Genomic DNA, 13,382 nt, shown 5'->3' on the forward strand with positions numbered 1-13,382 from the left:
TACGCGCACTCATGCGGGCCGCACCGCGCGGGCGGAGCATGGAGTCATGCGAAGGCACCTGATACGGCCCGCAGCGGCCGTCACGCTGATCGTGACCACGCCCGTCGCCACCTGGGGGCTCATGGGCCGGCAGGACGCGGCCGGCTTCGAACCCGCCGAACTGGACTACCTGGTACGGCCCTTCGCCATCCCGGAGGGGGCGGAGACCGCGATCGGCGTGGCCGCGGCCGTGCTGGCCGCCGGCGCGGCCGTGCTGCTGGGCCGGGCCTCCCGTCCCGGGCCGGACCGCTTCGACGGCCGGTGGTGGGAGGTCATCGGGCCGCTGCTCGCGGCGGGGCTGCTGGCCGGAGCGATCTGGCGGACGGTGACCGCCGGGGTCATCGGCGCCAACATCGGCGCCGGGCTGGCGATCCTGCTCGGCGGCCCGGTGGTCGCCGGGCTGGTGCTGTGGTCGCTGGGCCGGGGCCTGTGGCTGGCCCGCGCGCGGCGCCGCGGCACCCGCCCCCCGCGCGGGGGGACGGGCACCGCGGGCTGGCGGCCCGCCGCCGGTCAGGGCACGTAGTACATCGGGTTGGGGAGCTTGAACGACTTGTCGGCGTGCCCGCCGTTCAGGTCGCTGTACTGGTCGCCGAAGTTGGCGACGATGTCGTACCCCTGCGCCTCGATGTGGGCCCGGGTGCCCGCCTTGTAGTCGACGGTGGAGCAGGTCCACGTCGGGGCGGAGCAGGGCAGGTAGTCGGTCGCGACCTTGTTCTTGAGGAAGAAGTGCGCCGGGTCGGCGCTGGAGGTGTAGCCGGCGGTCCCGAGGTTGCGGACGCTCGCGGCGCGCTGCGTCTCCGGGCGGCCGGTGATCCAGAAGACCGTCACGCCGTGGTCGGCGGCCCAGTTGGCCAGCTGGGGCATGCCGAAGACCGGGGCCATGTCCTTGTTCTGGATGTAGGCGTCGTTCGAGGCCGGCGTGTAGTTGAAGCCCACCTCCAGCTCGTAGTTGTACGTCAGCAGGGACGTGTCGTCGACGTCCAGGACGATCGCGGGCTTGCCGTGGCGGTGGTGCGCGGACTTCGCGAGGGCGTCCCGCAGGTAGTCCTGGGCCTTCTTCTCGATGCCGGCGACCTGCTTGGCGTAGTTGCCGTCGGTCGCGGCCTGGTGCTCACCGGAGGCGTCGACGGTGTCGCCGTAGTACGCCTTGATGTCGTTGACCACGTCGGTCAGGTTGGGGATCTGCTTGTCGCTGCGCGGCACGGAGGTGTCCGCGGTCGCCGCGCCGACCCCGTAGAGAGTGGCGGCCGCCGCCACCGCGGCGACGGCGGCGGCGAGGGTGCGGGTGCGCCCGCGGGTGAACACGGACGGTCTGGCTGCGGGCATCTGGGGGGCTCCTTCGATCCGGCCGGAGGGCACGCACGGCCGGGCCCACGCGCTTCGGGGGAACGCCCGGCCCTGCGGGGCTCGTTGACGCGGCGACGCTAGGGGCCCCGATCATGCTGGTCAAGGGCTGTCTACGCGCGATGACCCCCAATCGCCGCCCGAGGACGGATCAGCCCAGGTCGCCACGTGCGGAAAGGACCGGCAAAGCTTTGGTATGCCGCCGCGGCCGGGCCCCGCGCCGCCGTGCCCGTACCCGCCCGAGGGTCAGTGGCGGTGCCGTCCCGGGCGCCGCCGCCCCGGTGCGGCGCCCCTCCTGCGGGTGGCCCTCGACAGAGCCGCGCCGCCCGCGAAGAGCACGACGCCCACCGCGAACGCGGTGAAGCCCAGCGGTGCCTTCGGCAGTCCCCACAGGGTCTCCGCGAAGGGGTCCGGCGGGGCCTGCGCACTGCCCACGCCGCCCAGCAGGCTGAGGATCAGGGACACCCAGACGGCGAACCCGGCAAGCGCCACCAGCACCCCGGCGGCCATGAGCACCCGGCCCGGCCCGCGCACCCGGAACAGCCCGGTGCAGGCCTCCTCGGCGGCCCCGGGGTCGTCCGCCTCCCGCCCGTCGCCGCCGGCCCCGTAGTGCCGGCGCCCGGCGAGGTACTGCGCGCGCCCGGACGGGTAGCGGCGGGTGGGGCCGGGCCCGGACCGGCCCCGGGTGTCCCCGAGGTCGTGGAGCACGGTCAGCGGCGAGGGAGTGCCACCCGGGCCATCCGCGGTTTCCGCGGCCTCTCCGGCTTCCGGGCGGTCCGCCTCGTCCCCGGGGTCCGCCTGCCGGGCCGACTCCACCGACAGCCGCAGCTCGACGTGGCCGATACGGAGCAGGTCACCGTCGTGGAGGGGGCGCGGTGCGTCGAGCAGGGTCCCGTTGAGGTAGGTGCCGTTGGTCGAGCCGAGGTCGCTGAGCACCACGTGGCTCCCGGCGCGGTTCATCGCGGCGTGCCGCCGGCTCACGCCCTCCTCGTCGAGCCGGATCCCGCTGCCGGCGAGCCTGCCGATCTCGCAGTAGCCGGCCGGTACGGGGTAGGCCCGTCCGGTGTCCGGCCCCGTGGTCACGATCAGTTGTGGCGGTGCGGCCGAGTGTCCGGGCATCTCCAGCCCCTGGGGGTCATCCGCTTTCCCTCAGGATCCGTCCGCGTCTCCGTGCGGACAAACGCTGGTCACGGCCCCGGGCGCGCGTACGATCGGTCGGAACGACACCAGGTCGGGAGGAGCCCGGGTGGAAGACCAGCCCGTCCTCGACCCGCTCGCGGCGGTGCGCGGGCCGGACGACCCGGAGACCGATGTGTACCTGACCGGCACGGTCTTCCTGGACATCATCTTCACCGGTCTCGACAGCGCGCCCGTGCGCGGCACCGAGTCCTGGGCGCGCGGCATGGGATCGAGTCCCGGCGGCGTGGCCAACATGGCGACCGCCCTCGCCCGGCTGGGGCTGCGCACCTCGCTCGCGGCCGCCTTCGGCGACGACGTGTACGGGGACTACTGCTGGGACGCCCTCGCGGTGGGGGAGGGCATCGAGCTGGAGCTGTCCCGCAAGATCCCCGGCTGGCACTCGCCGGTCACGGTCTCCATGGCGTACGAGGGCGAGCGCACCATGGTCAGCCACGGCCACGAGGCGCCGCCGCCCGAGGAGCCCGCGCCGCTCTGCCCGCCGCCGAGCCGGGCGTGCGTGGCCTCGCTGGTGCCCGGGGTCCCGCAGCAGGAGTGGATCGGCACCGCCGCCGGGCGGGGCAGCCGGATCTTCGCCGACGTCGGCTGGGACGACAGCGGCCGCTGGGACAGCGCGGACCTGGCGGACCTGGCGCACTGCGAGGCCTTCCTGCCGAACGCCGCCGAGGCCATGCGCTACACCCGCACCGACTGCCCCCGGGCCGCCGCCCGCAAGCTCGCCGAGCTGGTCCCGCTGGCGGTGGTGACGCTCGGCGCCGAGGGCGCGTACGCGGTCGACTCCGCCGCCGGCCAGGCCGCCGAGGTGCCGGCGCTGTCGGTGGAGGCGCTGGACCCCACGGGCGCCGGGGACGTCTTCGTCGCGGGCTTCCTGACCGGCACCCTGGCCGGCTGGTCGCTCGCCGACCGGCTGGCCTTCGCGTGCCTCACGGCCGCGCTGTCGGTGCAGGAGTTCGGGGGCTCGCTCTCGGCGCCCGGCTGGATCGAGATCGCGGCCTGGTGGCAGCACGCCAAGGCCTACGACGACCAGGACCGCTCGGCGCTGCGCCGCTACGCCTTCCTGGACGACCTGCTGCCCACCGGCACCCGCCGCTGGCCCCTGCGCCGCGCCGTGCCGACGATCGGCTTCCGTCCGCCGCCCTTCCGCTGACGCGGTGGCGGAGCCGGCGTCAGGCGATCACGTCGACGGGGCAGCGGGCCGCCTTCGCGCGCTCGATGCGGGCGTCGCCCGTGACCAAGGTGCACCCCAGGTGTTCGGCGAGCGCTGCGTACGAAGCGTCGTACGCGGAGAGGTTGGCGCGCAGCTCCCAGATGCGATCGAGCAGGGCGTATCCCGGCATGCGCTGGATCGGCAGGGCGGACAGCAGGGTGATCGCCGTCTCCGCCGAGGCCTGCCCCAGCTTCCCTCCGAGCGACAGGCCGCGGATCGCATGGGCCGCCTCGAACTCGATGAGGGCCGGCGCGTGCAGGGTCTCGCCGGCCATCCGTTTGCGCGCGAGATCGCCCAGTGGGCCGGCGTGGGTGAGGGCGAGGACGAGTGCGGACGCGTCGACGACGATCACTCGCGGCGCCCCTCGTCGATGTGTCCGAGCAGGTCCGCCACGGTGTAGTCGGCTGTCGCTGCCTTCCGGGCGCTGGCCAGTATGTCGTCGACCGTCGGTGTTCTCGCCTGTTCGATCAGCCTCTGGCGCAGGTACTCGTTCAGGGACTGGTGCGCCTCGATCGCGCGGTGCTTGAGGGTGCGGTGCACGTCGTCGGGGACGTCCTTGATCTGGATGTTCGCCATGCCGTCACGCTAACATGCGAAACGCATGCTTGCATGCGTTTCGCATGCTGGCGTCAGACCCGGCGCTCCAGGATCCGGCCCGGCCAGGGGGCGCCCTCGGCCTGGGGCACGGTGAAGGGCTGGGCGAGGGTGAAGCCCAGGGCCTCGTACTGCCGGACGAGCCGGCCCTCGCCGCCCGCGTAGCAGTCGACCCGCAGCAGCGGGATGCCGCGGCGCCGCGTCTCGGCGACGGCGTCGTCCACCAGGGCCGCGCCGATGCCGCTGCCGGACAGCGCCCGGTCGGTGACGAGCAGCCGCAGGTACAGCTCGCGCCCGTCCACGGGCGGGGCGTAGTCGGGCTTCTCCTCGGCCAGCACGCACACGCCCACCACCCGGCCGTCGGCCACGGCCGCGCGCAGCAGGTACTCCTTCGCGTACCGGGCCACGCGCTCCACCGCCGGGGGCCGGGAGGACCAGGGGCGGGTGCCCCACTGGCCGGTGTGGCCGCGGGCGGTCAGCCAGGCGACGGCTCCGTCCAGCAGGGCGAGCGTCGCGGGCAGGTCCTCGGGTCCTCCGGTGCGGATCTCCATCCCGCAGTTCTACCCGGCGCGTGACGCAGCGTAAAACCCCTCGGCACCCCAGCCGCACCGACGTACCCTTGAACCCCAAGCCCAGTGGCATGTCGAACAGCAGAAGGCGGGATGAGCAGGCCGTCGAGCCTGGCCCATGACTCAGACACCGACAACGCAGCAACCGCAGGCGAGCGCCCACTTCGTCGTACCGGCCAAGCACCCCATGGTGACGGTCCTGGGGTCCGGTGACTCGCTCCTGCGCGTGATAGAGCAGGCGTTCCCGGCCGTCGACATCCATGTACGAGGCAATGAGGTCAGCGCGAGCGGTGAATCCGCGGACGTCGCGCTGGTCCAGCGCCTCTTCGACGAGATGATGCTGGTACTGCGCACAGGCCAGCCGATGACGGAGGACGCAGTGGAGCGGTCGATCGCCATGCTCCGCCAGGACAGCGGAGCCGACGGCCTGGAGGAGACCCCCTCCCAGGTGCTCACCCAGAACATCCTTTCCAGCCGGGGCCGCACCATCCGCCCCAAGACCCTCAACCAGAAGCGCTACGTCGATGCGATCGACAAGCACACGATCGTGTTCGGCATCGGCCCCGCCGGTACCGGCAAGACCTACCTGGCCATGGCCAAGGCCGTCCAGGCGCTGCAGTCCAAGCAGGTCAACCGGATCATCCTGACCCGCCCCGCCGTCGAGGCGGGCGAGCGGCTCGGCTTCCTGCCGGGCACGCTCTACGAGAAGATCGACCCGTACCTGCGTCCGCTGTACGACGCGCTGCACGACATGATCGACCCCGACTCGATCCCGCGCCTCATGGCGAGCGGGACGATCGAGGTCGCTCCTCTGGCGTACATGCGCGGCCGCACGCTCAACGACGCCTTCATCATCCTCGACGAGGCGCAGAACACCAGCGCCGAGCAGATGAAGATGTTCCTCACCCGGCTCGGCTTCGACTCCAAGATCGTCATCACCGGTGACGTCACCCAGGTCGACCTCCCCGGTGGCACGAAGAGCGGACTGCGCCAGGTCGTGGACATCCTGGACGGCGTCGAGGACGTGCACTTCTCGCGCCTGACGAGCACGGATGTCGTACGCCATAAGCTGGTCGGGCGCATCGTGGACGCATACGAGCGCTACGACGACCTCAACGGCAACCGAAAGTAGCCACCGAAGCACTATGGCGATCGACGTCAACAACGAATCCGGCTGGGACTTCGACGAGGCGGCGGTGCTCGACATCAGCCGCTACGCCCTGCAGCACATGCGTATCCACCCCCTGTCCGAGCTCTCCGTCATCGCGGTCGACGCCGACGCCATGGAGCAGCTGCACGTCCAGTGGATGGACGAACCGGGGCCCACCGACGTCATGTCCTTCCCGATGGACGAGCTGCGTCCCGGGAAGGAGGACGAGGAGCCCCCGCAGGGACTGCTCGGGGACATCGTGCTCTGTCCCGAGGTCGCCAAGAAGCAGGGCGACGAGGCCGTGACCAAGCACTCCATGGACGAGGAGCTGCAGCTGCTCACCGTCCACGGGGTGCTGCACCTGCTCGGTTACGACCACGAGGAGGCCGACGAGAAGGCCGAGATGTTCGGTCTGCAGAAGGCCATCCTCGACGGCTGGCGCGCCGAGCGCGGCATCCAGGGGCCGTCGCCGGCCCCGACGACCACCCACTGATCGCGATGGTGGTCTTCGCCGTCCTGCTGGTCGTCGTCGCCTGGCTGGCCGCCTGCGCCGAGGCCGGCATCGCCCGCACCTCCCGCTTCCGGGCGGAGGCGGCGGTGCGGGCCGGCCGGCGCGGGGCGGACAAGCTGCTGGCGGTCTCCTCGGATCCCACCCGCTACCTCAACGTCGCGCTGCTGGTCCGGGTGGCCTGCGAGATGGCGGCGGCGGTGCTCGTCACCGTCGTCTGCGTCCGGCACTTCGAGGAGACCTGGCAGGCGGTCCTGGTGGCGGTCGCCGTCATGATCGTCGTCTCGTACGTCGCGGTGGGCGTCTCGCCCCGCACGATCGGCCGCCAGCACCCGCTGAACACGGCCACCGCGGCGGCTTACGTGCTGCTGCCGCTGGCCCGCGTCATGGGCCCGGTCCCGGCGCTGCTGATCCTGCTCGGCAACGCGCTCACCCCCGGCAAGGGCTTCCGCCAGGGCCCGTTCGCCTCCGAGGCGGAGCTGCGCGCGCTGGTCGACCTCGCGGAGAGCGAGTCCCTCATCGAGGACGAGGAGCGCCGCATGGTGCACTCCGTCTTCGAGCTCGGCGACACCCTGGTGCGCGAGGTGATGGTGCCGCGCACCGAACTGGTGGCCATCGAACGCTTCAAGACGATCCGGCAGGCCATGACCCTGGCGCTGCGCAGCGGTTTCTCGCGCATCCCGGTCACGGGCGAGAGCGAGGACGACATCGTCGGCATCGTCTACCTCAAGGACCTCGCCCGCCGCGTGCACATCAACCGGGACGCCGAGACCGACCCGGTCTCCTCGCTGATGCGCCCGGCCTTCTTCGTCCCCGACACCAAGAACGCCGGCGACCTGCTGCGCGAGATGCAGCGCGAGCGCAACCACGTCGCCGTCGTCATCGACGAGTACGGCGGCACGGCCGGCGTCGTCACCATCGAGGACATCCTGGAGGAGATCGTCGGCGAGATCACCGACGAGTACGACCGCGAGGTGCCGCCCGTGGAGGAGCTGGGCGGGGGCCGTTACCGCGTCACCTCCCGCCTCGACCTCGGAGACCTGGGCGAGCTCTACGGCGTGGACCTGGACGACGAGGACGTCGAGACCGTCGGCGGCCTGCTCGCCAAGACCCTCGGCCGGGTGCCGATCCCCGGTGCCTCCGCCGTCGTCGGGCTCCCCGAGACCGCCTCGGCCCCGCACGCCCCCGCCGCGCTCCGGCTCACCGCGGAGGCCCCGTCGGGCCGCCGCAACCGCATCGGGGCGGTCCTCGTCGAGCCGGTCCCGGTCGTCGCGGAGGACCCCTCGGGCCCGGAGCCGGACGGGGCGATGCACGGCGGGTAGCGCCGGTCAGCCCTGGTCGACGAGCGGGACGCCGGGGGCGAAGTGTTCCAGCGCGGCGGCCAGGCGTCGTCGGTCGAGCCGCCAGCCGTTCACCTGGCGGGACGCTATGACCAGGTCGAACGGTACGGGGACCAGGGCCCCCGCGACGGCGCGTGCCAGCGCGCCCTGCCCGGGGCCGGGCAGGGGCGGAGCGCCCTCGCGGCGCTGCACCCCGATCCAGGGCACCCGGTGGCCGTACGGGACCGGCTGCTTCCACAGCACCACGGCGGTGACGTCCTCCCACGGCACGTGCGCGGTGGTGGCCCGGTAGCGCAGGGGCACCCCGCCGAGGAGCACGCCCGTCGCGTCGACGCGCAGGGCGACCCTGCGGGTCAGCGAGTTCGCGGCGATGAGCAGCCCGCCGCCGCCGAAGAGGACGCCTCCCGCGATCCGCAGGGGGAAGCCCATGCCCGGCATCACCAGGACCGCGGTGAAAACGACCGCCCCCAGCAGCACGGCGACGGTTCGGCGGTCGAAGCCGTAGCGCGCCTCGTAAGCCGGCTTCGCGTCGTCATCCATGCCGAGATCATGACAATGCCCCGTCCCCGAGGGGAACCCTCGGGGACGGATACGCTGACCGCATGAGCGACGAGCTGCAGCCGGAAGACCGCAAGATCATCACCCTGGCCCGCTCCGCCCGCGCCCGCAACGGCGTCGCCGAGGGGGCGGCCGTGCGCGACGAGACGGGGCGCACCTACGTGGCGGGGACCGTGGCCCTTCGGTCGTTGTCGCTCAGCGCGCTGCGGACGGCGGTGGCCATGGCGGTCGCCAGCGGTGCCACGTCCCTGGAGGCGGCGGCCGTGGTGTCCGAGGCGGACGTGGTGCCGGACGAGGACCGTGCGGCCGTGCGCGACCTGGGCGGCGCGGGCACGCCGGTGCTGCTGGCCGGCCCCGACGGAGTCGTCCGGGCGAGGGTCGAAGCGGGCTGAGCCGGCGCCGGCTCAGCCGCCGGGCCCTGCAGAACGGGCCGCGCGCAGGGCGTGCTCCCAGTCGCCGACCAGGGGGCGTGCGGCGGGCAGCAGCGCCTCGCCCTGCACGGTGAGGCCGACGCCGCGGGGCCCGCGGTCGAAGAGGCGGAAGCCGAGCTGCCGTTCCAGGGCGCGGATCTGCTTGGAGAGCGCGGGCTGGGAGATGCGCAGCCGCTCGGCGGCCCGGGTGAAGTGCAGTTCGTCCGCGACCGTGACGAAGTAGCGGAGGTCACGCACGTGGACGTCCATATCCATCGGTTATAGCAGCGGATCGTGGCCTGCGCCGTGCCCTCGGGGGAACACCGGGCGACACCCGGGGGAACGGCCGCTCCGGTCCCCCGGGCGGCGGCGCCGCCCGGGGGCGTCAGCGGGGCCCGGTGGATCAGGGACAATGGTCGCCATGAGCGTTCGCACCGAGACGACCCCCGCCCCCGCCCACCGGGCCGGCTTCGCCTGCTTCGTGGGCCGCCCCAACGCGGGCAAGTCCACCCTGACCAACGCTCTGGTCGGCACGAAGGTGGCCATCACCTCCAACCGGCCGCAGACCACCCGGCACACCGTGCGCGGCATCGTGCACCGCCCGGACGCCCAGCTGGTCCTGGTCGACACCCCGGGTCTGCACAAGCCGCGCACCCTGCTCGGCGAGCGGCTCAACGACGTCGTCCGCACCACCTGGGCCGAGGTCGACGTGATCGGCTTCTGCCTGCCCGCCGACCAGAAGCTCGGCCCCGGCGACCGCTACATCGCCAAGGAGCTGGCCGAGGTCCGCAAGACCCCCAAGGTCGCCATCGTCACCAAGACCGACCTGGTGGACTCCAAGCGCCTCGCCGAGCAGTTGGTCGCCATCGACCTGCTCGGCGCCGAACTGGGCATCGAGTGGGCCGAGATCGTCCCGGTCTCCGCCGTCGGTGACAAGCAGGTCTCGCTCCTGGCCGACCTCCTCGTCCCGCTGCTCCCGGAGGGTCCGGCCCTCTACCCGGAGGGCGACCTCACCGACGAGCCCGAGCAGGTCATGGTCGCCGAGCTGATCCGCGAGGCGGCGCTCGAGGGCGTACGGGACGAGCTGCCGCACTCCATCGCCGTCGTGGTCGAGGAGATGCTGCCGCGCGAGGGCCGCCCGGCGGAGAAGCCGCTGCTGGACGTGCACGCCAACATCTACATCGAGCGCCCCAGCCAGAAGGGCATCATCATCGGCCCCAAGGGCTCCCGCCTGAAGGAGGTCGGCACCAAGTCCCGCCGCCACATCGAGGCGCTGCTCGGGACGCCGGTCTTCCTCGACCTGCACGTGAAGGTCGCCAAGGACTGGCAGCGCGACCCCAAGCAGCTGCGCAAGCTCGGCTTCTAGGACGACACGGCCCAGGCGGCCGGGCCTAGGCCGTCGCACCCCCGGCGGCCCCGCCGCTGAAGATCCCGTGGAAGCCGAACGGCACCGCGTGCGGGACCTCGGCGCGGGCCAGCTCGCGGAACGTGACGGCGTCCAGCACCAGCAGGAAGGACGAGCCGGCCGTGGCGTCGAGGACGACGGAGAGCACCACGCCCTCGCCCTCCGCCCCGGCCTCCGGGGCCGCGACGAAGACGGGCTCCCCGGGGTAGCAGTCCTCCTGCGACCAGGTCACGGTGCCGCCGTCGGCCGTGTCGAGCCGCACCAGCTGGTCGGTGAAGTGCTCGCCCCGGCCGTCGCGGCTGCCGACGCCGTACGCGAAGCGGTAGGGGCGGCCGTTGCACCGCCCGTAGTCGATGCGGGGGAGCTCCATCGGCTCCTCACCGAGCCGCTCGGACGTCACCGCGCCGTCCCCGCCGATCCGGTACCGGGTGGGCCGGGCCTGCGGGACGCCGCCGCCGTCGCGCAGCCGGTCGAGGTAGAGGGCGTCGATGACGGACGGGTCCTCGTAGGCGCACAGGTCCAGCACCAGCGCGTCGCCGTCCTCGAAGGCGTTGACGTGGTGGAAGGCGAAGAAGGCCGGGCCCTTGGCGACGCGGCGGACGGTGCCGTCCCTGCGGTCCATGACGATGAAGCGGGTGCCGCGCTCCGGGCGCCAGCGGTAGTTCTCGATGAAGGGCCGGCCGCTGAGCAGCAGTGCCGGCGGGTTGACGACGAGCGGGAACTCCACGAGCACCACATGGCGGTCGGTGATCGCGAAGCTGTGCATGTAGCCGGGCCGGGTGACGGGCAGGCTGCCCAGGAGCCTGCGGCGGGCCGTGCCGTCGGAGGACTGGCGGTAGACGCGGTACTCGCTGCGCCGCGCGAAGTGCGCCACGAAGTTGACCAGTTCGCCGGTGACCGGGTCCTGGTGCGGGTGCGCCGTGGTCCACTGACCGGCCAGCGCGTCCTCGTAGCCGACGACGCCGACCGTCTCCAGCGTCCTCGGGTCGAACTCCACCGGCATCGGGGTCTCGGTCAGCGCGACGAAGCGTTCGCCGAAGCGGGCGACGCTGACGTTGGCGTTCCCCGAGGGCTTGCGGAGGAACGGGGTGAGCACCCGGGCGAAGAGCGAGCGGCAGGGGTCGGTGGCGAACTCCTGGTAGCCGATGCGGCCCTCGTGCCGGGCGGTACGGCTGCTCGGGACGTCCAGGAAGCGGTTGGCGTAGGAGACCCGGCCGTCCTCGATCGCGAACCGGTGGAGCATCGCCTGGCCGTCGAACCAGTGCCGGTAGCGGCGCTCCCCGGCCTCGAAGAGGGCGGGGCCGTTGCGCAGCAGGACCCCGTCGAGCCACCGCGGCAGCCGTCCCCGTACCGGCAGTTCGGGGACGGTCACCTCGTCGGTCAGGCTGCGCAGCCCGGTCGTGTGCCCGCTCATCGGCTACGCGCCCTCCTTCAGCACCAGTTGGACCAGTTCGCGCTGCTCCTCCGTCAGCCGCGGGTCGGCGCAGTGCACCGTGCGGCCGTCCACCGTGATCTCGTACCGGAAACCGTCCGGTACGCCCTGCGGGGGCGCGGCCGGGCCCGCGGCGAGCACGTCGCGGGCCAGGGCGTGCAGACGGAAGGCGTCGGGGCGGCCGGCGGTGTCCAGCACGGCCCGGCGCTCGATCCCCGCGAAACCGCCGGAGCGGATCACCTGTATGCGCATGGCGGACGTCTACCCCTGTGCGGGCGGTCGCGCACCTTCCGGGACCGGCGACTGGCGCGGCACGTCGGTACCGTTCACGGCGGTCGGGATGCCGACCTCCGACCACGCCTTCACCACCGCCGCGTGTTCCTCGCCCTCACCGAAGCGCCCGGCGGCCGAGGCGACCGTCGCCTGGGCGAACTCGGCGAACGTCGCCCTGGGCGACAGCGCGCCGCCGGTCAGCACGTCGTACCAGATCAGCCCGGCCCGCTCCCAGGCGTTGCCGCCCAGGGCGACGGCCAGCAGGTGGAACGCCCGGTTGGGGATGCCGGAGTTGATGTGCACGCCCCCGTTGTCCCGCGAGGTGCGGACGTAGGCGTCCATGTGGCCGGGCTGCGGGTCCTTGCCGAGGACGTCGTCGTCGTAGGCCGTGCCGGGGGCCTTCATGGAGCGCAGCGCCACGCCCGTGACGCGCGGGGCGAGCAGTCCGGCGCCGATCAGCCAGTCGGCCTCCTCGGCGGTCTGGCCGAGCGCGTGCTGCTTGATGAGGGAACCGAAGACGTCCGACATCGACTCGTTGAGGGCGCCGGACTGGCCGAAGTAGTCGAGGTTGGCGGTGTACTGGGTGACGCCGTGGCTGAGTTCGTGGCCGATGACGTCGAGGGGGAGCGTGAAGTCGAGGAAGATCTCCCCGTCGCCGTCCCCGAAGACCATCTGCTCGCCGTTCCAGAAGGCGTTGTTGTAGTCGCGGTCGTAGTGGACGGTGGCGTCCAGCGGCAGCCCGGCGTCGTCGATGGAGTGGCGGCCGTACGCCGTCAGGAAGAGCTCGAAGGTCGCCCCCAGTCCGTCGTAGGCCCGGTTGACGGTGTCGTCGGCCGGTGCGGGGTCGCCCTCGCCGCGGACCTTCCGCCCCGGCAGGTCCGTGCGGTGCTGCGCGTCGCTGATCGTGCGGTGCGGCCGGTCCGACGGCTCCGCCCCGATCACCGGGAGGGCGCCGATGACGGTGGTCAGCCGGCGGCGGGTGCGCTCCGCGGCGTCGCGTTCCAGGGTGCGGCGGGCGGGCTCGGCGAGTGCGCGGTCCTCGTTGCGGGCGACCTTGTCGAGGACGTGCGGCGGCACGATCGTGCAGAAAACAGGTGTCTGCTCCATGCAGGGCAATGTGGCACGGTGCTCACTGTCTGTCACTAGGTGTGACCATGATCCACGAAAAGGGGGGAAGTTGTACGTTTTTCATGTCATCACGGGCGGTCTTGCATACTGAGAAGAACGCCGCAGCGGCTGCAGGGTCCCCGGGGGCTCGGTTATGGTCGACAGCATCATGCGTTTCGGGCTGCTTCTTCTTAGCTGCCGCGGCGAGGGCCTGTAGTCCAGGTCGACTCCCTCCCCGCGGGGTTTGGC

At 72.6% G+C, this 13,382-nt stretch carries 16 protein-coding genes and 1 pseudogene; 7 read left to right on the top strand and 10 right to left on the bottom strand.

Features of this window, described 5'->3' with window-relative positions; all coding sequences use genetic code 11:
• Positions 1–46 precede the first annotated feature (46 nt).
• Positions 47–562: a hypothetical protein gene (locus PV410_RS07045; protein WP_500322998.1), complete on the top strand. Its 516-nt coding sequence runs from the start codon at positions 47–49 to the stop codon at positions 560–562.
• Here the strand turns inward: PV410_RS07045 and PV410_RS07050 are convergent.
• Both PV410_RS07050 and PV410_RS07055 read right to left on the bottom strand, forming a co-directional pair.
• Positions 550–1,365, bottom strand: coding sequence for an HAD family acid phosphatase (locus tag PV410_RS07050; protein WP_500322999.1), 816 nt, complete (start codon positions 1,363–1,365; stop codon positions 550–552). The genes PV410_RS07045 and PV410_RS07050 overlap by 13 nt on opposite strands.
• 264 nt (positions 1,366–1,629) lie before the next feature.
• Positions 1,630–2,502, bottom strand: a complete 873-nt coding sequence (locus PV410_RS07055; RefSeq protein ID WP_500323000.1) for an FHA domain-containing protein — start codon at positions 2,500–2,502, stop codon at positions 1,630–1,632.
• 127 nt (positions 2,503–2,629) lie between these two features.
• Here PV410_RS07055 and PV410_RS07060 point away from each other — a divergent pair, with 127 nt between their 5' ends.
• On the top strand, positions 2,630–3,727 hold the full coding sequence (locus tag PV410_RS07060; protein WP_500323001.1) for a carbohydrate kinase family protein: 1,098 nt from the start codon (positions 2,630–2,632) through the stop codon (positions 3,725–3,727).
• 19 nt (positions 3,728–3,746) lie between these two features.
• Here PV410_RS07060 and PV410_RS07065 read toward each other — a convergent pair whose 3' ends face one another.
• Genes PV410_RS07065 through PV410_RS07075 form a run of 3 tightly spaced genes read right to left on the bottom strand, consistent with a single transcriptional unit; the run spans position 3,747 to position 4,932 of the window.
• Entirely contained in the window at positions 3,747–4,139 is a 393-nt protein-coding gene (locus PV410_RS07065; protein ID WP_500323002.1) for a type II toxin-antitoxin system VapC family toxin, read from the bottom strand.
• Complete coding sequence (locus PV410_RS07070; RefSeq protein ID WP_500323003.1) at positions 4,136–4,363, bottom strand: FitA-like ribbon-helix-helix domain-containing protein; 228 nt, start codon at positions 4,361–4,363, stop codon at positions 4,136–4,138. The genes PV410_RS07065 and PV410_RS07070 overlap by 4 nt, the downstream gene beginning before the upstream one ends.
• A gap of 53 nt (positions 4,364–4,416) precedes the next feature.
• Positions 4,417–4,932 (bottom strand): GNAT family N-acetyltransferase, encoded by a 516-nt coding sequence (locus PV410_RS07075; protein ID WP_499511816.1) that lies wholly within the window; start codon positions 4,930–4,932, stop codon positions 4,417–4,419.
• Between the two features lie 136 nt (positions 4,933–5,068).
• Here PV410_RS07075 and PV410_RS07080 point away from each other — a divergent pair, with 136 nt between their 5' ends.
• The 3 genes from PV410_RS07080 to PV410_RS07090 are packed head-to-tail and all read left to right on the top strand — an operon-like array spanning position 5,069 to position 7,930.
• Positions 5,069–6,082, top strand: coding sequence for a PhoH family protein (locus PV410_RS07080; RefSeq protein ID WP_499511815.1), 1,014 nt, complete (start codon positions 5,069–5,071; stop codon positions 6,080–6,082).
• A gap of 13 nt (positions 6,083–6,095) precedes the next feature.
• Positions 6,096–6,593: an rRNA maturation RNase YbeY gene (ybeY, locus tag PV410_RS07085; RefSeq protein ID WP_500323005.1), complete on the top strand. Its 498-nt coding sequence runs from the start codon at positions 6,096–6,098 to the stop codon at positions 6,591–6,593.
• A gap of 5 nt (positions 6,594–6,598) precedes the next feature.
• Positions 6,599–7,930 (top strand): hemolysin family protein, encoded by a 1,332-nt coding sequence (locus PV410_RS07090; protein ID WP_500323006.1) that lies wholly within the window; start codon positions 6,599–6,601, stop codon positions 7,928–7,930.
• A 6-nt stretch (positions 7,931–7,936) separates the two neighbouring features.
• Here the strand turns inward: PV410_RS07090 and PV410_RS07095 are convergent, their stop codons facing one another.
• Positions 7,937–8,488: a hypothetical protein gene (locus tag PV410_RS07095; protein ID WP_500323007.1), complete on the bottom strand. Its 552-nt coding sequence runs from the start codon at positions 8,486–8,488 to the stop codon at positions 7,937–7,939.
• A 62-nt stretch (positions 8,489–8,550) separates the two neighbouring features.
• On the opposite strand from PV410_RS07095, the gene PV410_RS07100 reads away from it, so the two are divergent.
• On the top strand, positions 8,551–8,898 hold the full coding sequence (locus PV410_RS07100; protein WP_500323008.1) for a cytidine deaminase-like protein: 348 nt from the start codon (positions 8,551–8,553) through the stop codon (positions 8,896–8,898).
• A gap of 21 nt (positions 8,899–8,919) precedes the next feature.
• On the opposite strand, the pseudogene PV410_RS07105 reads toward PV410_RS07100, so the two are convergent.
• A pseudogene (locus PV410_RS07105) lies at positions 8,920–9,186 on the bottom strand (LysR family transcriptional regulator); the annotation flags it as partial.
• 142 nt (positions 9,187–9,328) lie between these two features.
• On the opposite strand from PV410_RS07105, the gene era reads away from it, so the two are divergent.
• Positions 9,329–10,282, top strand: a complete 954-nt coding sequence (gene era / locus PV410_RS07110) for a GTPase Era (protein WP_500323009.1) — start codon at positions 9,329–9,331, stop codon at positions 10,280–10,282.
• 25 nt (positions 10,283–10,307) lie between these two features.
• Here the strand turns inward: era and PV410_RS07115 are convergent, their stop codons facing one another.
• The 3 genes from PV410_RS07115 to PV410_RS07125 are packed head-to-tail and all read right to left on the bottom strand — an operon-like array spanning position 10,308 to position 13,133.
• On the bottom strand, positions 10,308–11,735 hold the full coding sequence (locus PV410_RS07115; protein WP_500323010.1) for a carotenoid oxygenase family protein: 1,428 nt from the start codon (positions 11,733–11,735) through the stop codon (positions 10,308–10,310).
• A 3-nt stretch (positions 11,736–11,738) separates the two neighbouring features.
• Positions 11,739–12,005, bottom strand: coding sequence for a protealysin inhibitor emfourin (locus tag PV410_RS07120; protein ID WP_500323011.1), 267 nt, complete (start codon positions 12,003–12,005; stop codon positions 11,739–11,741).
• A 9-nt stretch (positions 12,006–12,014) separates the two neighbouring features.
• Positions 12,015–13,133, bottom strand: a complete 1,119-nt coding sequence (locus PV410_RS07125; protein WP_500323013.1) for a M4 family metallopeptidase — start codon at positions 13,131–13,133, stop codon at positions 12,015–12,017.
• Between the last annotated feature and the right edge of the window lie 249 nt (positions 13,134–13,382).

Source organism: Streptomyces sp. PA03-5A, assembly GCF_033792725.1.
Lineage (GTDB): Bacteria > Actinomycetota > Actinomycetes > Streptomycetales > Streptomycetaceae > Actinacidiphila.